Origin of the sequence: Amphritea sp. (assembly GCF_050300915.1) — a bacterium.
In the GTDB taxonomy this organism is placed as follows: domain Bacteria; phylum Pseudomonadota; class Gammaproteobacteria; order Pseudomonadales; family Balneatricaceae; genus Amphritea.
Window position 1 is genome coordinate 12827 of sequence record NZ_JBNKYN010000022.1, and the last position, 18412, is coordinate 31238.

Annotated in this window: 16 protein-coding genes; 8 read left to right on the top strand and 8 right to left on the bottom strand. The window is 53.4% G+C overall.

The window, feature by feature from the left end:
* Nucleotides 1–241: 241 nt before the first annotated feature.
* The 7 genes from ACQY8X_RS07950 to ACQY8X_RS07980 all read right to left on the bottom strand — a co-directional run bounded on the left by ACQY8X_RS07950 (nt 242) and on the right by ACQY8X_RS07980 (nt 7916).
* Nucleotides 242–2617, bottom strand: coding sequence for a Lon protease family protein (locus ACQY8X_RS07950; RefSeq protein ID WP_428034615.1), 2376 nt, complete (start codon nt 2615–2617; stop codon nt 242–244).
* Nucleotides 2618–2700: 83 nt separating this feature from the next.
* Nucleotides 2701–3537, bottom strand: coding sequence for a shikimate dehydrogenase (aroE, locus tag ACQY8X_RS07955; RefSeq protein WP_428034616.1), 837 nt, complete (start codon nt 3535–3537; stop codon nt 2701–2703).
* Nucleotide 3538: 1 nt separating this feature from the next.
* The gene (hemF, locus tag ACQY8X_RS07960) at nt 3539–4453 is read right to left on the bottom strand and encodes an oxygen-dependent coproporphyrinogen oxidase (RefSeq protein WP_428034658.1); all 915 of its coding nucleotides are present in this window, start codon (nt 4451–4453) and stop codon (nt 3539–3541) included.
* A 54-nt stretch (nt 4454–4507) separates the two neighbouring features.
* The gene (locus ACQY8X_RS07965; protein ID WP_428034617.1) at nt 4508–5065 is read right to left on the bottom strand and encodes an L-threonylcarbamoyladenylate synthase; all 558 of its coding nucleotides are present in this window, start codon (nt 5063–5065) and stop codon (nt 4508–4510) included.
* Nucleotides 5066–5070: 5 nt separating this feature from the next.
* The gene (purE, locus tag ACQY8X_RS07970; protein WP_428034618.1) at nt 5071–5583 is read right to left on the bottom strand and encodes a 5-(carboxyamino)imidazole ribonucleotide mutase; all 513 of its coding nucleotides are present in this window, start codon (nt 5581–5583) and stop codon (nt 5071–5073) included.
* A gap of 126 nt (nt 5584–5709) precedes the next feature.
* On the bottom strand, nt 5710–6837 hold the full coding sequence (gene dprA / locus ACQY8X_RS07975) for a DNA-processing protein DprA (RefSeq protein WP_428034619.1): 1128 nt from the start codon (nt 6835–6837) through the stop codon (nt 5710–5712).
* Nucleotides 6838–6872: 35 nt separating this feature from the next.
* Nucleotides 6873–7916 carry a LysM peptidoglycan-binding domain-containing protein gene (locus ACQY8X_RS07980; RefSeq protein ID WP_428034620.1) on the bottom strand — a complete coding sequence of 348 codons (1044 nt, stop codon included), beginning with the start codon at nt 7914–7916 and terminating at the stop codon, nt 6873–6875.
* A gap of 141 nt (nt 7917–8057) precedes the next feature.
* On the opposite strand from ACQY8X_RS07980, the gene def reads away from it, so the two are divergent.
* The 5 genes from def to ACQY8X_RS08005 are packed head-to-tail and all read left to right on the top strand — an operon-like array spanning nt 8058 to nt 13706.
* Nucleotides 8058–8564, top strand: a complete 507-nt coding sequence (gene def, locus ACQY8X_RS07985) for a peptide deformylase (RefSeq protein ID WP_428034621.1) — start codon at nt 8058–8060, stop codon at nt 8562–8564.
* Between the two features lie 3 nt (nt 8565–8567).
* Complete coding sequence (gene fmt / locus ACQY8X_RS07990) at nt 8568–9530, top strand: methionyl-tRNA formyltransferase (protein WP_428034622.1); 963 nt, start codon at nt 8568–8570, stop codon at nt 9528–9530.
* Nucleotides 9530–10828, top strand: a complete 1299-nt coding sequence (rsmB, locus tag ACQY8X_RS07995; protein WP_428034623.1) for a 16S rRNA (cytosine(967)-C(5))-methyltransferase RsmB — start codon at nt 9530–9532, stop codon at nt 10826–10828. The genes fmt and rsmB overlap by 1 nt, the downstream gene beginning before the upstream one ends.
* 39 nt (nt 10829–10867) lie before the next feature.
* On the top strand, nt 10868–12244 hold the full coding sequence (gene trkA, locus ACQY8X_RS08000) for a Trk system potassium transporter TrkA (protein WP_428034624.1): 1377 nt from the start codon (nt 10868–10870) through the stop codon (nt 12242–12244).
* Between the two features lie 13 nt (nt 12245–12257).
* Entirely contained in the window at nt 12258–13706 is a 1449-nt protein-coding gene (locus tag ACQY8X_RS08005; RefSeq protein WP_428034625.1) for a TrkH family potassium uptake protein, read from the top strand.
* A gap of 55 nt (nt 13707–13761) precedes the next feature.
* Here ACQY8X_RS08005 and ACQY8X_RS08010 read toward each other — a convergent pair whose 3' ends face one another.
* On the bottom strand, nt 13762–14646 hold the full coding sequence (locus ACQY8X_RS08010) for a lysophospholipid acyltransferase family protein (RefSeq protein WP_428034626.1): 885 nt from the start codon (nt 14644–14646) through the stop codon (nt 13762–13764).
* A gap of 99 nt (nt 14647–14745) precedes the next feature.
* Here ACQY8X_RS08010 and ACQY8X_RS08015 point away from each other — a divergent pair, with 99 nt between their 5' ends.
* From ACQY8X_RS08015 to glyS, 3 genes are all read left to right on the top strand, one after another.
* The gene (locus ACQY8X_RS08015) at nt 14746–15192 is read left to right on the top strand and encodes a YtoQ family protein (RefSeq protein WP_428034627.1); all 447 of its coding nucleotides are present in this window, start codon (nt 14746–14748) and stop codon (nt 15190–15192) included.
* Between the two features lie 107 nt (nt 15193–15299).
* Nucleotides 15300–16274 (top strand): glycine--tRNA ligase subunit alpha, encoded by a 975-nt coding sequence (glyQ, locus tag ACQY8X_RS08020; protein WP_428034628.1) that lies wholly within the window; start codon nt 15300–15302, stop codon nt 16272–16274.
* Nucleotides 16274–18364 (top strand): glycine--tRNA ligase subunit beta, encoded by a 2091-nt coding sequence (gene glyS, locus ACQY8X_RS08025; protein WP_428034629.1) that lies wholly within the window; start codon nt 16274–16276, stop codon nt 18362–18364. Before glyQ ends, glyS begins: the two co-directional genes overlap by 1 nt.
* Nucleotides 18365–18412: the final 48 nt, after the last annotated feature.

Sequence of the window (18412 nt, forward strand, 5' to 3'; positions counted from 1 at the left end):
ACTACAATACGAGTACTCCTTTACCCATCCAATTAAACTCTATCCCAGCAGCCATATTAACAACTGCTATTTTTCTTTGCTTTTTCGAGCAACGAGCCAGTCACGTTTTTTGTGACGTTCGAGCAGCGAGCCACGCTTTTCCTAGCCCCTAGCAAGTCACGCAGTGACGTCTAGCAAGCGCGCAGCGCGTTCTAGCTAGCCGCGTAGCGGCGGTCTAAAGCTAAGGCCAACCGCTTCGCGGTTAAGCCTTAGCCTTAGCGATCTCCCGCAGTCGCTTCACCACCGCCGCATTCACCGACCGTTGGGTGAAGCTGCCATCCTCCTTCAGCTGGCCTGCTTTGCGGCCCATCAGCAGTTCCAGGCACTGGTCTACGGTAGCGACGCCATGGATGCAGAATTCGCCTTCGGCGACGGCGTCGACTACTTCGCGTTTGAGCATCAGGTTGCGGATGTTGGCTTTCGGGATAATCACTCCCTGGGTGCCGGTGAGGCCACGGGTTTTACAGAGGTTGAAGAAGCCTTCAATCTTTTCGTTCACGCCGCCGATGGCCTGTACTTCGCCGTACTGGTTGATAGAGCCGGTGATGGCGAACTGTTGCTTGATCGGGATATCGGTCAGGGCGGAGATCAGGGTACAGACTTCAGCCATTGAGGCGCTGTCGCCATCCACATAACCATAGGACTGCTCCAGAGCGATGCTGGCGGACAGAGTGAGGGGGAAGTCTTTGGCGTATTTGTGACCCAGATAACCCGACAGGATCAGCACCCCTTTGGAGTGGATCGGCTGGCCCAGGGTAACTTCCCGCTCGATATCGACAATACCCCGATTGCCGGGGTGTACAGTGACGGTAATACGCGCGGGAAAACCAAAGGAGACATCGCCCACGCCGAGTACGGTCAGGCCGTTGGTGCGGCCTGAGGACTCGCCATCGGTATCGATAAGCACGGTTTCATTGAGAATACTATCGAGGATCTTCGATGAGATACGGCTGGTACGACGCTCTTTGGCTTGTAGCGCCATTTCCACATGCTGGTCATTGATAATGTCATCGCGGTTGCGAATCCGCTTGTAGTCCGCTTCGCAGAGCAGGTCTACCAGCTCGCCGACGTGGGCCGACAGCAGTTCCTGATCCTCGGTCAGCCGGGAGCTGTGTTCCACCAGCCGGGCGACCGCCTGGCGGTTCAGCGGTGCCAGCCCCTCTTCATCGGCCAGGGTTTTCATCAGTCGGGCATAGCTGCGGATGGTGGCGGGCTCGCGTTTTACATCTTCATCGAAATCCACCACCACCCGGAACATCTTCTCAAAGTCATGATCCAGTTCCTGTAGCAGGTAGTAGGTTTCCCGGGTGCCGATCAGCACCACTTTGACATTCAGCGGGATCGACTGCGGCGCCAGGGTGATGGTGCCCATGCCGGTCATCTCTGACATCGGGTTTTCAATGCGGATCTCATGGGATTTCAGAGCACGCTTCAACGCGCCGTAGACAAACGGCTGTTCCAGCAGCTTCTCTGACTCCAGCACCAGATAACCACCATTGGCCCGGTGCAACGCACCTGAGCGAATCAGCTGAAAGTTGGTGCTCAGTGCCCCCATCTCGGAGTTGTATTCAACCCGGCCAAACAGGTTGTCGTAGGTAGGGTGGGTTTCAAACACCACCGGGGCACCTTTGGTTTTCTGGTTGTCCACCAGCATGTTCACGCCAAAGGTGTTTTCCATATACTGCCGCCGGGCCAGATCGGTGCGTGCTTCGTTGGGCTTATCCTCTTCGATAATATCCAGCGCGTTTTTCACCAGATTGGATTCCAGCTGACTGAGATAGTCAGGCACCCCGGAAAAATTATGGTATTTTTCCCGCAGCGGCTGGATCAGCGGCGCTACCGCATTACGGGAGGTTTCCCGGTCCAGCACTTTCATTTTGTCGCCAGCTTCCCGACGCCACTTGGGCATGCTGGCGAGTTCTTCATTAAGATACTCTTCCAGCTTGGCAATGTTGCGGGTGAATTCGTCACGAATCTCTTCCGGCAACTGGGAGAATGCGGCTTCATCCATCCCCTGACCCTCGGCTACCGGTGTAAAACCGATACTGCCCGCATCCCGATAAACGGCGATGCTGTGCTCCCGGGCCATACTGTCAACTTTCTCAATCGCCTGATCATAGAGCCGATTAAAATCCCGCTCTACCTTACTTTTTTTGCGCTGATAGGCGGGGCTTTCAAATGCCGCAGGCAGTTCGGTGAGAATCCCCTCTATCAGATGTTTAATATCCCGCTTAAATACCCAGCCTTTTCCCGCAGGCAGCTGGATAACAATAGGGTTACGGGTTTCTTCCAGATTGTTGAGATAGCACCAGTCGCTGGTCCTTTTCAGCTCTTTCTTAGCGATAGCGCGGATACTCTCGATGGCAAATGAGAAACGTCCGGTATGCGGGTTGCCCATAACAAACATGTTATAGCCAGGGCGTTTCATACCGATGCCAAACTCCATCGCTTCGACGGCACGTTCCTGGCCAAAGAAGCCGGTATAGGGCTCAAGAGTCTCGGTTGTCTTGAAAGGCAGCAACTCGGTGTTGCAGTGACGGTAAAGCTGATCGGGGGTGAGGCGGGTCTCTTTTTCCATAACGGATCATTCCTGCGACTGGAGTAGACCCCCCTGTTATAACCCGCCGGGAAACTCCACGCAAGGAACGATTTTACTGGTTACTACTTAGCCAGTAGTTGATGTCTAAGCTCTTGAATTAGTTCGGAAGTCTCGGGACGTACTCCACGCCAGATAGCAAATGATTCGGCCGCTTGCTCTACCAGCATTCCCAGACCATCGAGGACTTTTTCTGCGCCATGTGCTGCAGCCCAATGGTTGAACGCGGTGATCTCAGCACCATACATCATGTCGTAGCACCAGGCGCCCTCTCGCAACAGGTTATCGGGAAGGGGAGGCACTTCACCCTGCAGACTGGCCGCTGTTCCGTTGATTACCAGATCGAACTGCTGACCGCTTAACTGCTCAAAGCTGCAGGCTTCAATAGCCCCATGATCAGCAAACAACTGTGCCAGCTGTTCGGCTTTAGCCACGGTCCGGTTAGCGATGACCAGCCGGGCAGGGCGCAACGCCAGAATCGGCTCCAGCACACCGCGCACCGCACCACCTGCACCCAGAATCAGAATATCTTTGCCGCTGATCTCACCGCCATTATTACGGGTAATATCCGCCACCAGCCCAAGACCATCGGTATTATCACCACATAACTGACCGGCTTCGTTGCGGTAGAGAGTGTTAACCGCACCGGCCATTTTCGCCCGGTCGGAGTGACACTCAGCCTTCTGCCAGGCTTCCACCTTAAATGGCACGGTGATGTTCAGACCTTTACCGTCACCGTCGGAAGAAAGAAAGTTATCCACAGCTTCACTGAAGCCATCTTCCGCCACCAGTACCGAGTTGTATTCAAGATCCTGCTGGGTCTGAGCGGCAAAAAACGTATGGATCAGGGGTGACTTTGAATGCTTGATCGGGTTACCAAACACCGCATAACGATCGGTCATCTTATGCCTCCAGCCAGTTCTGCGGCTTCAGATACAGCTCATACAGCTGCGCCTCTTCAGAGCCCGGCTCAGGCTTCCAGTCATACCCCCAGCGAACCTCAGGCGGCAGCGACATCAGAATCGACTCAGTCCGGCCACCGGACTGCAGACCGAACAGGGTTCCCCGGTCAAACACCAGATTGAATTCGACATAACGGCCACGGCGGTGCAGCTGGAAATCACGCTGAAGCTCGCCGTAAGGCATATTTTTACGTTGCTCAACGATAGGACAGTAGGCGGGAGCATAGGCGTCACCGATCGAGCGCATCAGCGCAAAGCAGGTGTCAAAATCCGGCTCATTCAGATCGTCGAAGAACAAGCCACCAATACCGCGTGGCTCATTCCGGTGTTTAAGATAGAAATATTCATCACACCAGGCTTTGTAGCGCGGATAAACATCCTCACCAAAAGGATCACAGGCAGCTTTTGCCGCCTGGTGCCAGGCACGACAGTCCTCTTTATAACCGTAATAGGGGGTCAGGTCGAAGCCACCACCAAACCACCAGACCGGCTCTTCCCCCTCTTTCTCAGCAATAAAGAAACGAACATTGGCATGGGAAGTGGGGACATAGGGGTTGTGCGGATGGATAACCAGTGACACCCCCATCGCCTGGAAGGTTCGACCAGCCAGCTCCGGCCGGTGGGCAGTCGCAGAGCCTGGCAGTTTATCGCCAAACACGTGGGAGAAATTCACCCCGCCTTTCTCGATCACCGCGCCATCAACCAACACCCGGGTGCGGCCTCCGCCACCGGCTTCGCGCTGCCAGCTGTCTTCGGCAAACTGTGCCAGCCCATCAACGTTTTCCAGTTGCGCGCAAACCCTGTCTTGCAGATTTAGCAGATACTCTTTTACCGCATTAATGTCCGGTGCTGACATACTTTTACCCTTAATCATTGCAACGTTGTCAGTCATCACTAACCGCTGCCAGATTTAACTTCTTACCGGTTGCTCACTGTCCAGACGATAAATCTTTGTTGGTCGACTCAGAGCCCCCAGCTCACCGGGGACAATAGCATCCACTTTATCACCGAAGTGAATAGTCACTTTCAACTTATCCCTTGCAGCATCTTTATCTGAATAATTAGCTGAAGTTGAAACAATCATTGAGCCAAACGCTTCGCAAAGATTTTTGACCTGATAGTGATCACTCACTCTCACCGCGACTGAGGCGTGATTCCCTTTGATCCAATAGGGTATAAGATTATCAGGATCAGGTAAAATCCAGGTGACCGGACCGGGCCAGGAAGCCATCACTCGCGCCCGCTCATCTGGCGCAAGATTATCCAGCAGAGGCTTTATCTGTTGCACCGATGAAGCGACCAGAATCAGCCCTTTATGAACCGGGCGGCGCTTAATCGCCAGCAGACGATACACCGCCGTTTCATTGAAGGGGTCGCAGCCAAGTCCCCAAACCGCTTCGGTAGGATAGGCGATGACACCACCCTGGTGCATCGCCCTGGCTGCCTGACGAACATGCCACCAGCTCATAATGATCAGATTTCGCCGTTGGCCAGTCGTTCCTGCAACGCTTTGTCTTTAGCAATAACCGCTTCGGTATTTGCCAGACGTTCAGCTTTAATCCGTTCAGCCAGCTCAGCATCCTGCACCGCAACAATCTGACACGCCAGGTAGGCTGCATTTTTCGCACCGGCCTTGCCGATGGCTACAGTTGCAACGGGAATACCTCCGGGCATCTGCACGGTAGAGAGCAGAGCATCCAGGCCATCCAGAGAGGATTCAATTGGTACGCCAATAACCGGCTTAGTGGTGTTGGCCGCAACCGCACCCGCCAGGTGAGCCGCCATACCTGCAGCACAGATAAAGGCAACCGCGCCACGCTGGTCAGCATCCTTAACGTAATCGTGGGTCTGTACCGGCGTCCGGTGCGCTGAACTGACTTTCATCTCAAACGGAACTTCAAGTGAACGCAGTACGTCAACAGCGGCTTTCATCGTCGGCAGGTCGGAGTCGGAACCCATCAGAATAGCAACAAATGGTTTAGTCATGATTTCCTTCAAAAGTCGGGAAGTTATTCGGGAAAACGTGGCAAAGTACTCTAAAACTGTACAACATTCAACCACGCAAAATAGCGGGTTTTTTACGTCCTGAATCAGCAAACAGATCAGTCAGTATCAGATCAGTCGCTGATAGCCATCAGGGGTGTTTTCAATATAACCAGACAACTCCATCCCCACCAGCTGCGGCAGCAGTTCTGCAGCATCCAGACCGGTTAATCTAATCAGCTGCTCAAGTGTCACCAGATCATAACCCATCTGTTCCAACAGCTGAGCCTCGGCATCGGTCAACTTTATTGACTCCGGCGACGACCGTTTTTCATCATAGCAGTAACTGCCCAGCAGACTGGCTAACGGCTCAATAATCTGGGCACTGCTCTCCACCAGAGTCGCGCCTTCCCGAATCAGATCATGACAACCGTGGCTCTGAGGGTTATTCAACGCGCCAGGCAGAGCGAATACCTCCCGCCCCTGTTCCAGCGCCATCCGGGCAGTAATCAGCGAACCGCTGCGTCTGGCAGCTTCCACCACCAGCACTCCGGCACTCAAACCGCTGATAATGCGGTTACGGCGGGGGAAGTTATGCGGCAAGGGGGCCATCGTTAATGGGTATTCCGACACTAAAGCGCCCCCGTGATTAACGATATCATCCGCCAGCGCCAGATGGTGTCGGGGGTAGATCTTCATCAGTCCTGAGCCCAACACAGCCACGGTAGGCTTTGAAAGCGCCACAGCGGCCATATGCGCCGCGCCATCGACACCTCTGGCCAGACCGCTAGTGATCGTTACACCCGCCTTTGTCAGATCGCTGGCGAAGGCACTGCTTAATGCGATGCCACTACGACTGGCGGAGCGACTTCCCACAATGGCCAGCTGCGGCAGATGCAGAACATCCGGATGACCTCTGACGTACAACAGCAGGGGAGGATCAGCTATCTGCTTTAACAGAGAGGGATAACTGTCACTGAGATAGGTAACAAGGTGGTTAAACGGCTGTTCCAGCCAGACGTCAATACGCTGAAGATATTCAGCATCAGGCCAGACACCCGTCTGATAGGCGCGAATATGATGCAGTGTCGGCGGGGGCAGATTAAACGAACTCAACTGATCTACAGACAGCTGCAGCAACGAGGGCAGTTCTGAATCTGCCCCAGGCTGACAAACCTCCAGTAGCCTGACCAGCCCTCCGGGGCCAATCCCCGGTAGTTCGGACAGGGCGATCCACGCCCTGAGATATTCATTCATGGACACTCCTTGTCCATTGTCGTTAAGCGTTAGCCTTACTCCGGCGTATGCACTTCATCACCAACCGCAATGACATCAGTCGCCTTCAGTATCAGCGCATAACTGATTTTTTCATACGCTTTAAACACCATCATCAGACCCGATTTTTCAGACGGCAGAACAATCAGCTCCTTCGTCACCGGGTCTTTCAACTGCTCACCCGCGCGGAAAATAGTCAGAACATGCCCCGGCTTCAAGCCTTCACGTATCCCCTGATTAATCGCAACGACATCATACTGTCCAGCCTGACGCACACCGCGCAGAACAGACAGGATACGTCCATTGATCTCACTTTCAGGAGCGCTTGGGTAGAACACCGACTGAATCGCCTCTTTCTGGCTGGGATATACCCGATCCAGTGCGGAGACCTCTTCACGGGTTTTACGCAGATCAAGGGTGATGATGTCCCCTTTTTTGCTATCAACGACCGCATCACCAATCTTAAACAGCTCATAACCCAGGTGCTCCTGAGTCACCGGATCGATGTACTCTTTAGCCGGACGGTAGATATTCTGACGGGAATAATCTTCAGCCAGCGTTCCTCGCGCATAGACCCGGTCACCAGCGCCCGCAACAATCCGGTTGGCCGTCCCGCCAACGATATAAGGCGCCGCCGTCAGTTCATCACTATCCATAACGATGTTATCTGACAAAAAGCTGATAATATCTTTCAGCGGAATGGCAGGAATCGCATCTTTCAGCGGCGTCACTTTAGCCTTGGGGCTCAGACGCAGAATACCGTCATTCAGCACCAGACGCGGCTGACCACCCACCCACTTCAATGTCAGGACATCGCCTGGGTAGATAAGGTGAGGGTTGTCAATCTGCTGGTTATAACCCCACAGCTGAGGCCACTTCCATGGCGATTGCAGGAACATGCCGGAGATATCCCAGAGCGTATCACCTTTAACCACGACATACGTTTTCGGATGGTTTTCTTTTAATGCCAGGGTATCTTTGCGAACATCGGCCTGCGCCGGCATTACTAATGCAATCCATACCGCCAGAGCGCCCAGAAAACCTGTTACCAGTTGTTTCATCTTCTAATCCTTGTCTCAGACCGCCATATTTTTGAAAGTCTATAACAGTATCGGCAATACATTGTGTATCTATATCAGTATAATGGGAAGATTATTGATTCTAGCGCTCATTTTTTTCAACCTTTTCTTTCTCAAGCAGCCATGTCATTACTTCCAATACTCGAATTTCCCGATCCACGCCTGCGCACAATTGCTGAGCCGGTTACTGAATTTAACGATGATTTGCGCCAGCTGGTCAAAGACATGTTTGAAACCATGTATGACGCACCTGGCATTGGCCTTGCGGCAACGCAGATCAATGTGCACCAGCGTATCATCACTATCGACACCTCTGAAGAGAAAAATACCCCGATGGTGGTTATTAATCCTCAGATTGAGGTTCTTGCGGACGAAACAGAGCGGATGCAGGAGGGCTGCCTCTCCGTTCCAGGGTTCTATGAAGATGTTGAGCGCCCCAATAAAATCCGTCTCACCGCACAGAATGAGTTCGGCGAGGAGTACACACTAGAAGCAGATGATCTGCTGGCCGTGTGTATTCAACATGAGATTGATCACCTTGAAGGCAAGCTGTTTGTCGATTACCTTTCGCCGCTGAAACGTAATCGCATCCGCAGCAAACTGGACAAACTGCACAAGCAGAAGGCCTGAAGCATGTCAGATTCTGCTCAACAGCTACGCATTCTGTTTGCCGGCACGCCGGATTTCGCCGCCACCAACCTGCAGGCGCTGCTGGATGCCGGACACCATGTTATCGGTGTCTATACCCAGCCAGACCGCCCCGCTGGACGAGGCCGTAAGCTGACGCCGAGCCCGGTAAAAAAAGTGGCTCTGGAGCATGACCTGCCAGTTTATCAGCCGGTGAACTTCAAACAGGATGAGGATCGCCAGCAACTGGCCGCGCTAAATGCCGATTTGATGATAGTAGTGGCATACGGATTATTACTGCCACCGGCAGTGCTTGATGCGCCACGGCTGGGCTGCATCAACGTCCATGCCTCATTGTTGCCACGCTGGCGCGGCGCAGCACCGATTCACCGGGCACTGCTGGCGGGCGACAGCGAAACCGGGGTCACCATTATGCAGATGGATGCCGGGCTGGACACCGGCGAGATGCTGCTGAAAAAGGCCTGCCCGATCACGACCACAGATACCAGCGGTGAGCTGCATGACCGTCTGGCGGCCATCGGCGCAACGGCACTACTGGAAAGCCTGCCCGCCATTGCTGACCAGTCGATCCCTCGGGAGGTTCAGGATGATAGCCTGGCCTGCTACGCCCACAAGCTGGAAAAAGCGGAAGGGGAGATCGACTGGAGTAAACCCGCCACGGAGATCGCCCGACAGATCCGCGGACTGTCGCCCTGGCCGGTCGCATTTACCTCGCTCAACAGAGAAACCCTGAGAGTCTGGTACGCCGACGTCAGCAATGAGCAGAGCACAGCAAAACCCGGCACGGTGATCGGCACCGATAAGCACGCGATTATTGTCGCCTGCGGCAGCGGGGCGGTGCGCCTGCTTAAAATACAACTACCCGGCAGCAAAGCGATGGATACCAGCGCCGTGCTAAACTCCAAAAAAGAGCTGTTTACTCACGGAACGGAGCTGGGCCAGTCCTGATGAATATCCGCGCTATTGCCGCACGCGCCCTGGGGCCGGTTATCGCCCGAAAAGAGTCACTCAATACCGCGTTACCCCGGGCGCTGCAGCAGTGCCAGGAGAGTGACCGGGCGCTACTACAGCAACTCTGTTATGGCACCATGCGGTTTCTGCCCCGCCTTTCCTGTCTCGCAAGTCAACTTCTGAAGAAACCCTTTAAACCGCAGGATCAGGATCTGTATGCCCTGGTGTTACTGGGTTTTTATCAGCTACTGGAGATGCGGGTCGCAACACACGCAGCGGTCAGCGAAACCGTCGAGGCCGCCAGTCAGCTAAACAAGGAGTGGGCGAAAGGGCTGCTAAACGCGCTGTTGCGCAATCTGCAACGGGAGCAGGAGCGATTGTTTGAACAGCTGTCTGCACAGCCTGAGTTTCGCTATAACCACCCCCAGTGGATGATCTCCAAGCTGCAGCACAACTGGCCGGAAAACTGGGCAGAGATGCTGGAACAAAACAACCAACAGCCGCCGATGACCCTGCGTATTAATCAGCAGAAAACCAGTCAGAACGCCTATTTGAAGCTATTGCACGATGCGGGCATCAACGCAACTGCAACACCTTTTTCCGAAGTAGGAATTCAGCTGGAGTCCCCCACAGATGTGAGTATACTGCCGGGATTTGCATACGGTTTTGCCAGCGTACAGGATGAAGCGGCGCAGCTCAGCGGCGTGCTGCTGGATCTGCAACCAGGCCAGCGGGTTCTGGACGCCTGCGCCGCACCCGGTGGTAAGCTTTGCCATATTCTTGAGCACCAGTCCGAGCTGAGCCATGTCACCGCCATCGAGCTGGAGAGTAGCCGCGCCGCCAGAATCGAAGAAAACCTCAACCGCTTAAACCTGAGCGCTGAAGTTATCATCGCTGATGCCGCTACCCTCAACTGGTGGGACGGGCAGGAGTATGACCGGATTTTACTGGATGCGCCCTGTTCAGCAGCGGGAGTGATCCGGCGCAACCCGGACATTAAACATCTGCGTCAGAGTGAGGATATTAAAGTCCTTGCGGATCTGCAGATGGCAATTCTGAGAAACTGCTGGCAGATGTTAAAACCCGGCGGTCGACTAGTGTATGCTACCTGCTCAGTCTTCCCTCAGGAAAACGAGCGGGTGATAGAACGATTCATTAAGGCACAGGCAGATGCCTGTCATCTCCCAATCAAAGCTGACTGGGGTATTGAGCGGCCATTTGGCCGTCAGCTGTTCCCCCAACCGCAGGGACATGATGGCTTTTACTATGCAGTATTGTTAAAGGATCAGAACTGAAGCAGACTGTTCTGCCAGCTGACCGGAGAGTTATTAGTTATGAAAATTATTATTCTTGGCGCAGGGCAGGTTGGCGGCACACTGGCAGAAAACCTTGCCAGTGAAGCGAACGATATTACCATTGTCGACACCGACATCAGCCGACTGAGAGAGCTGCAGGATCGTCTGGATATCCGCACGGTAGAAGGCAAAGCGTCTCACCCGTCGATCCTCGAGCAGGCTGGCGCACGGGATGCGGATATGCTGATCGCGGTGACCAATAGTGACGAGGTCAACATGATCGCCTGTCAGATCGCCCAGAGCCTCTACAATACCCCCACCAAAATTGCCCGGGTCCGGGAGCATGACTACCTGCTCAAGGATAAAGCGATCTTCACCGACAAGTCGATCCCCATCGACGTGCTGATCAGTCCGGAAGAGCTGGTCACCAAACATATACGCCGCCTTATCGAACATCCCGGGGCACTTCAGGTACTCGATTTTGCCGATGGCATCGCCCAGCTGGTAGCGGTGAAAGCCTATTACGGCGGCCCGCTGGTCGGACGTGAAATATCCTATCTGCGCTCACACATGCCCTCTATCGATACCCGCGTGGCAGCCATTTTCCGCAAAGACCGGCCAATCATCCCCAAAGGGGACACCGTTATCGAAGCGGACGATGAAGTCTTTTTCATCGCCGCCAAAAAAGATATTCGCGCCGTCATGAGCGAGCTGCGTCGCCTTGACCGCCCCTACAAGCGGGTTATCATCGCTGGCGGCGGTAATATTGGGGCACGCTTAGCCCAGAATATCGAAGATAAATATCAGGTAAAAATCATTGAGCGGGATATCCGTCGCTGCAACAACCTGGCAAAAAACCTGGATAACACTATCGTCCTGCAGGGCAGCGCTTCCGATAAAGAGCTGCTGTTGGAAGAAAACATCGAAGACACCGATGTTTTCTGCGCCCTGACCAATGATGATGAAGCCAACATCATGGCATCAATGCTGGCAAAACGACTCGGTGCACGGACGGTGATGACCCTGATTAACAACCCGGCCTATGTAGACCTGGTGCAGGGCGGGGTGATCGACATCGCCATATCACCTCAGCAAACCACTATTGGCAGCCTCCTGACCCACGTTCGCCGTGGTGATGTTGCGGCGGTTCACTCCCTGCGTCGTGGCGCCGCCGAGGCTATTGAAGCGGTCGCCCATGGGGATAAACGCACCTCTAAAGTGGTCGGCAAAACAATCGAAGAGATCGATCTGCCGGCAGGTACAACCATTGGTGCTATTGTGCGCAAAGATGAGGTGCTGATTGCCCATGACGACATCGTCGTCGAGAACGCTGATCACGTCATCCTGTTCCTTGTTGATAAACGTAAGATCAGTGAAGTGGAACGCTTATTCCAGGTAGGTTTAGGATTTTTCTAATCGGGGAGCATTTATGCACTATAAGGTAATTCTCCGGATCCTCGGCCTGTTGCTGATGATATTCAGCATCACCATGCTACCACCACTGGCTATCGCCTATGGCTACCATGACGGTACCCATATGGCATTTATCTCAGGTTTTATCATCACGCTGCTAACCGGTTTTCTTATCTGGGCACCGGTTTACCGCGTCAGAGAAGATCTGCGAACCCGGGATGGCTTTCTCATCACAGTCCTTTTCTGGGTCGTACTGGGACTGTTCGGCTCGATCCCCTTTATGCTATCAGACGACCCGGGGCTGTCATTTGTTGATGCGGTATTTGAATCACTCTCAGGGCTAACAACCACCGGCGCAACCGTGATGACCGGCATTGACGTGTTACCCGAATCCATTCTGTTCTACCGACAGCAACTCCAATGGCTCGGCGGCATGGGAATTATTGTTCTGGCGGTCGCTATCCTCCCGATGCTTGGCATCGGCGGCATGCAGCTATACCGTGCAGAAACCCCAGGACCGGTAAAGGACAGTAAACTCACCCCGCGCATCACTGAGACAGCGAAAGCGCTCTGGTACATCTACCTGTCACTCACCGTCGCCTGCGCTCTAGGCTACTGGCTGGCGGGCATGACCCTGTTTGATGCGGTAGGGCACAGCTTTTCAACCGTGGCTATCGGCGGATTCTCCACCCATGATGCCAGTATTGGCTATTTCGACAGCCCACTGATCGAAGCGATCTGCACCTTTTTTATGGTGATCTCTGCGGTCAATTTTGGCCTGCACTTTTTCGCCTGGCGTCAGCGCACCTTCAGCCACTATTTTCAGGATCCAGAGTTTAAGTTCTACCTGACCATCCTCTTCAGCATCATCTGCCTGTCAGCCGTTGTCCTGACGCTGACCGCAACCTACACTCCCGGTGAGTCGATCCGCAAGGCGATATTTGAAGTTGTTTCTATCGCGACCACCACCGGCTTTGCCACAGCAGACTTTGCCAAGTGGCCGGTCATGCTGCCATTTCTTCTGTTCGTTGCCGCCTTCGCAGGTGGTTGTGCAGGCTCGACCGGTGGCGGCATGAAAGTCATCCGCGTACTACTGATCCTCAAGCAGGGCCACAGAGAGATTAAGCGACTGATCCACCCTAACGCTGTCATCCCGGTCAAACTCGGCAGAGAGCCAATCTCTGACCGCATCCTCGAAGCGGTCTGGGGGTTCTTCTCAGTCTATCTCATCGTCTTTATTATTATGCTGATCATTCTGCTGGGAACCGGGCTTGATCAGGTCACCGCATGGTCGGCTGTTGGCGCCACGCTCAACAACCTGGGGCCCGGCCTTGGACAGGTGGAAACCCACTACGGCGATCTGAATAGCACCGCCAAATGGGTACTGACATTTGCCATGTTACTGGGTCGCCTTGAAGTGTTTACCTTATTGGTACTGTTTACACCATCGTTCTGGAAGCGCTAGAAACAGAGAAAGGGCACAAGGCCCTTTCTCTGTTTCTAACAACACACCCATTCACTCAATACATCCGTCCACCGTCCGGGCGGTGCTGAAACCGCTTGTACTCCCACTGATACTGCTCCGGAATCTGCCGCACACAATACTCAACTTCAGCATTCATTGCGCTAGCAGAGCACAACAGATCTTTATCATTGATCTGCTCCGGCGCTTTATGAAAGAAGATTTCAAACCCCTCAGCATCAGCCAGTCGCCGGGCATATGCCGACACCACAACCGCACCGGTCTGCGCCGCCAACTGCGGCAACAACTTCATAGTGTAAGCATCCTGTCCGAAGAAAGGGGCAAATATTCCACTGCCACTATCAGCCTCCTGATCCGGCAGAATACCCAACACCTCACCCGCCTTGAGTGACTTCATCGCCATACGCACTCCCTTAACATTAGCCGGAGCCAACTTGGCTCCCAGGCGGGCTCTTTTCTTTCTGATTAGCCGATCCAACAACTCAATCTTAGGCGGACGATACATCGATGTAAGCGGGTAACGGGTACTCAGATACAGCCCCAACACCTCCCAATTACCAAGATGGGGACCTATTACGATAACCCCGCGCCCCTGACTCAGAGCCGTGGCCATAATCTCTTCGCCATGAACCTTCCTGACCTTTGACATCACCCGCTCAGGCCGCCATAACCAGCTCATACCCAGCTCACCCGCCATCTTTCCGGTTTCAATAAGACTGGATTTAATCAGTGTCTGTTTCTGCTCCTGAAGCAACTCAGGAAAGCAGAAGTCGATATTCATCCGGGTAATGTTATAGGCCTTACCTCTCTTTTTATACGCACGCACGCCCAGCGCCGCGCCTAACCTTTGCCCCAACGACAGAGGCAACAGAGCAAGCAACCATAAAACCGATACAGACAACCAGCCTTTAAGATGTTTCACGTGGAACCTTTTTATATTGCGAAATGATAACAGCTTCAAAAAACTGAGGAGATTATATAATGCAGTCTCTATTAATGACTAACACAAGGCACGATAGAGATGAAATACACCGTATATCTGTCAGGCGAAATTCATACCGAATGGCGTGAAAAAATCAAAAATGCCATCAGCGCAAATAACCTTCCCATCGAGATCCTTACTCCCAATACCGATCACAGCAGTAGCGACGAATGCGGCGTTGATCTATTAGGCGCAGAAGAAAATCCTTTCTGGAAAGACCACAAAGCAGCGAAGATAAACAGCATCAGACACATGACCGCCCTGGGTAGAGCAGATATCGTTGTTGTACGCTTTGGTGACAAGTACAAACAATGGAACGCTGCCTTTGATGCAGGCATCGCAACTGCGCTCGGAAAATCACTGATTATTGAGCACTCCAAAGAACTGACTCATCCGCTTAAAGAGATCGATGCCGCAGCAATGGCAACGGCAGAAAACACCGGGCAGGTGATCGAACTCTTGAAATATCTATGCAGAGACTACTAAACCAGGACAAAAGGAACTGAAAAACCAGCCATATCGGCTATCCAAACGCTCTACCTATCTGGTTTTCGTGTATAATTCCGCTCTATTTTTGTACAAACAGATTCTAAATGGTGATCTCAGTGACAGATAAAGCGAGACCGGATGCCAGCACCTTTCAAGGGCTGATCCTGGCACTGCAAGAGTATTGGTCGGAGCAGGGCTGTGTAATAGTGCAACCACTGGATATGGAAGTCGGCGCAGGCACCTTCCATCCAGCAACTTTTCTGCGCGCTATCGGTCCCGAAAGCTGGAACTCAGCATACGTGCAGCCTAGCCGCCGCCCAACCGATGGCCGCTACGGTGAGAACCCAAACCGGCTGCAACACTACTACCAGTTTCAGGTAGTCATGAAGCCTTCACCAGACAACCTTCAGGAACTCTATTTAGGCTCACTGAAGCGAATGGGGCTGGATCTCAACGTGCACGATGTTCGTTTTGTTGAAGACAACTGGGAATCTCCAACATTGGGCGCATGGGGACTCGGTTGGGAAGTCTGGCTTAACGGCATGGAAGTCACACAGTTCACCTACTTTCAGCAGGCAGGTGGTATTGAGTGCTACCCGGTTACCGGTGAGATTACCTACGGCCTGGAACGTATCGCCATGTATCTGCAAGATGTCGAGAGCGTTTACGATCTGATCTGGACCTACAACCCAGACGGCACTCCGGTCACCTACGGTGATGTGTTCCATCAGAATGAAGTGGAGCAATCAACATATAACTTTGAACATGCCGATGTGCCCCAACTGTTCAAAAACTTCGACCACTATGAGGCTGAGTGCAACAAGCTGCTCGCCCTGAATGTACCGCTGCCACTGCCTGCCTATGAGCAAGTGCTGAAAGCGTCACACACATTCAACCTGCTGGATGCCCGCCACGCGATCTCCGTGACCGAACGTCAGCGCTTTATTCTGCGCGTCCGCACGCTGGCCCGGGAGGTTGCACAAGCCTACTTCAACACCCGCAAAGGGCTGGGCTTCCCATTGGCAGAAGAGAGCATCCGCAACGAAGTATTAGCCGCCTGTGAAGAGGAGAGCAAGTGATGACTGATTCAGTAAACCGTCAGGATTTCCTCTTTGAACTCGGTACAGAAGAACTGCCACCAAAGGCGCTGAGAACACTTTCGCAAGCCTTAGAGGTAGGAGTAATTGCAGGTTTAAATGAAGCATTTAAACCTCATGGCGATGTAATGCTCGGTAACGCAGAGTTTATGTCTTACGCTGCACCTCGACGACTCGCACTGCTTATCAAAGACCTCCCTTTAAAAGTACCTGGGACTATCAACATTATTTCGGGCCCCCCAGTACAGATCGCCTTTGACGAGCAGGGCAACCCCTCAAAAGCACTTGAAGGCTTTGCACGTAAATGCGGCACCACGGTTGAAAACCTGCAAGATATCAATGGCAAGATGAGCTTCAGCCAATCGCTGCCTGCTAAAGCGATTGCAGACGAACTGCCAGCCATTATTGAAAATGCACTGAGCAAACTGCCTATTCCGAAACGGATGCGCTGGGGTGCGTCCCGTACCGAATTCGTGCGTCCGGTGAAGTGGCTGGTGATGTTGCTGGGCGATCAGGTGATCGAGAGTGAAATTCTGGGACTGAAAGCGGGCCGCAACACCCGCGGCCACCGCTTTCATTACAACCACGAAATCACACTTAACCAGGCAAACGAATACCTGGAAAACCTCGAAAGCGTTGGCTGGGTCATCGCCGACTTTGAGGAGCGTCGGGAAAAAATCCGTGCCCAGGTTGAGTCAGAAGGCGCTGCGATTAATGGTATCGCCCAGATTGACGAAGACCTGCTGGACGAGGTTACGGCACTCAACGAATGGCCTGTTGCCCTGACCGGACGCTTCGATGACCGTTTCCTCGAAGTGCCTTCCCAGGCGCTGATCTCTTCCATGAAAGAGCACCAGAAATACTTCCACGTCACTGACAGCAATGGTCAGCTGATGCCGTTTTTTATCACCATCGCCAACATCGAATCTACCGATCCGGCGCAGGTGATTGCGGGTAACGAAAAGGTCATCCGCCCACGTCTGGCTGATGCAGCTTTCTTCTTTGAAACCGACAAGAAGCGCACTCTGGAATCACGCATCGAAGATCTTAAATCGATTGTCTTCCAGCAAGAGCTTGGCACCCTGCATGATAAAGCGGTACGTGTTGCCGTGCTGGCGAAGCATATCGCCGCTCAACTGGGGCAGGATCAGGACAAAGCTGAACGGGCTGCAATGCTTGCGAAAACCGACCTGATGACCGACATGGTCTACGAGTTCACCGATCTGCAGGGACTGATGGGTTACCATTACGCCCTGAATGACGGAGAAGACGAAGGGGTTGCCCTGGCGCAGAACGAGCAATATATGCCGCGCTTTGCGGGTGACGAACTGCCACAAAGCGAGCCAGGCATTGCTGTGGCACTGGCGGATCGTCTCGATACGCTGACCGGTCTGTTCGGCATCAACCAGCCACCAACCGGATCAAAAGATCCGTTTGCACTACGTCGCGCTTCGCTGGGTGTTCTACGTATTATTGTCGAGCGCCAACTGAATCTCGACCTCGAAGATCTGATTCAGGTAGCTGCCAACAGCTACACTGACTTGCCAGCAAAAGAGGGACTGGTAACCCGCATTACCGACTTTATGCTGGATCGTTTCCGTGCCTGGTATGATGACGAAGGTATCGCTACTGAAGTTTACCTTGCCGTTCACGCCCTGCGCCCAACCCGCCCACTGGAGTTCAATCAGCGGGTTCAGGCCGTTAGTCACATCCGCACCCTGGAAGAGGCAGCCGCCCTGGCAGCCGCCAATAAACGGGTAGCGAACATCCTCAGCAAGCAGGAGGGCGATATCGCGTCCAGCGTGTCTGAGACCCTGCTACAGGAGGAGGCCGAAAAAGCGCTGGCTGCCGCGGTTGCTGATAAAGCGACGCAGTTGCAGCCACTAATCGCTCAGGGAGACTTTAAAGCGGTACTGGAACAACTCGCCGAGCTGCGTCCGGTTGTCGATAAATTCTTTGACGACGTAATGGTGATGGCGGATAACGAAGCGATCCGTAACAACCGCCTGGCGCTATTGAAACAGCTGCGCAACCTGTTCCTGGGTGTCGCCGATATCTCTGTGCTCAGTTAAGATCGGTCTGACCGTGGTTATAAAAAATGCCGGTTATTAACCGGCATT

What these genes read in the sequence shown, in the direction of transcription:
- purE (WP_428034618.1), bottom strand. Translation starts at nt 5,583, where the DNA reads ATGACTAAACCATTTGTTGCTATTCTGATGGGTTCCGACTCCGACCTG.
- rsmB (WP_428034623.1), top strand. Translation starts at nt 9,530, where the DNA reads ATGAATATCCGCGCTATTGCCGCACGCGCCCTGGGGCCGGTTATCGCC.
- ACQY8X_RS08015 (WP_428034627.1), top strand. Translation starts at nt 14,746, where the DNA reads ATGAAATACACCGTATATCTGTCAGGCGAAATTCATACCGAATGGCGT.
- trkA (WP_428034624.1), top strand. Translation starts at nt 10,868, where the DNA reads ATGAAAATTATTATTCTTGGCGCAGGGCAGGTTGGCGGCACACTGGCA.
- glyQ (WP_428034628.1), top strand. Translation starts at nt 15,300, where the DNA reads ATGGTGATCTCAGTGACAGATAAAGCGAGACCGGATGCCAGCACCTTT.
- glyS (WP_428034629.1), top strand. Translation starts at nt 16,274, where the DNA reads ATGACTGATTCAGTAAACCGTCAGGATTTCCTCTTTGAACTCGGTACA.
- ACQY8X_RS08005 (WP_428034625.1), top strand. Translation starts at nt 12,258, where the DNA reads ATGCACTATAAGGTAATTCTCCGGATCCTCGGCCTGTTGCTGATGATA.
- hemF (WP_428034658.1), bottom strand. Translation starts at nt 4,453, where the DNA reads ATGTCAGCACCGGACATTAATGCGGTAAAAGAGTATCTGCTAAATCTG.
- fmt (WP_428034622.1), top strand. Translation starts at nt 8,568, where the DNA reads ATGTCAGATTCTGCTCAACAGCTACGCATTCTGTTTGCCGGCACGCCG.
- aroE (WP_428034616.1), bottom strand. Translation starts at nt 3,537, where the DNA reads ATGACCGATCGTTATGCGGTGTTTGGTAACCCGATCAAGCATTCAAAG.
- def (WP_428034621.1), top strand. Translation starts at nt 8,058, where the DNA reads ATGTCATTACTTCCAATACTCGAATTTCCCGATCCACGCCTGCGCACA.
- ACQY8X_RS07965 (WP_428034617.1), bottom strand. Translation starts at nt 5,065, where the DNA reads ATGAGCTGGTGGCATGTTCGTCAGGCAGCCAGGGCGATGCACCAGGGT.
- ACQY8X_RS07950 (WP_428034615.1), bottom strand. Translation starts at nt 2,617, where the DNA reads ATGGAAAAAGAGACCCGCCTCACCCCCGATCAGCTTTACCGTCACTGC.
- ACQY8X_RS07980 (WP_428034620.1), bottom strand. Translation starts at nt 7,916, where the DNA reads ATGAAACAACTGGTAACAGGTTTTCTGGGCGCTCTGGCGGTATGGATT.
- dprA (WP_428034619.1), bottom strand. Translation starts at nt 6,837, where the DNA reads ATGAATGAATATCTCAGGGCGTGGATCGCCCTGTCCGAACTACCGGGG.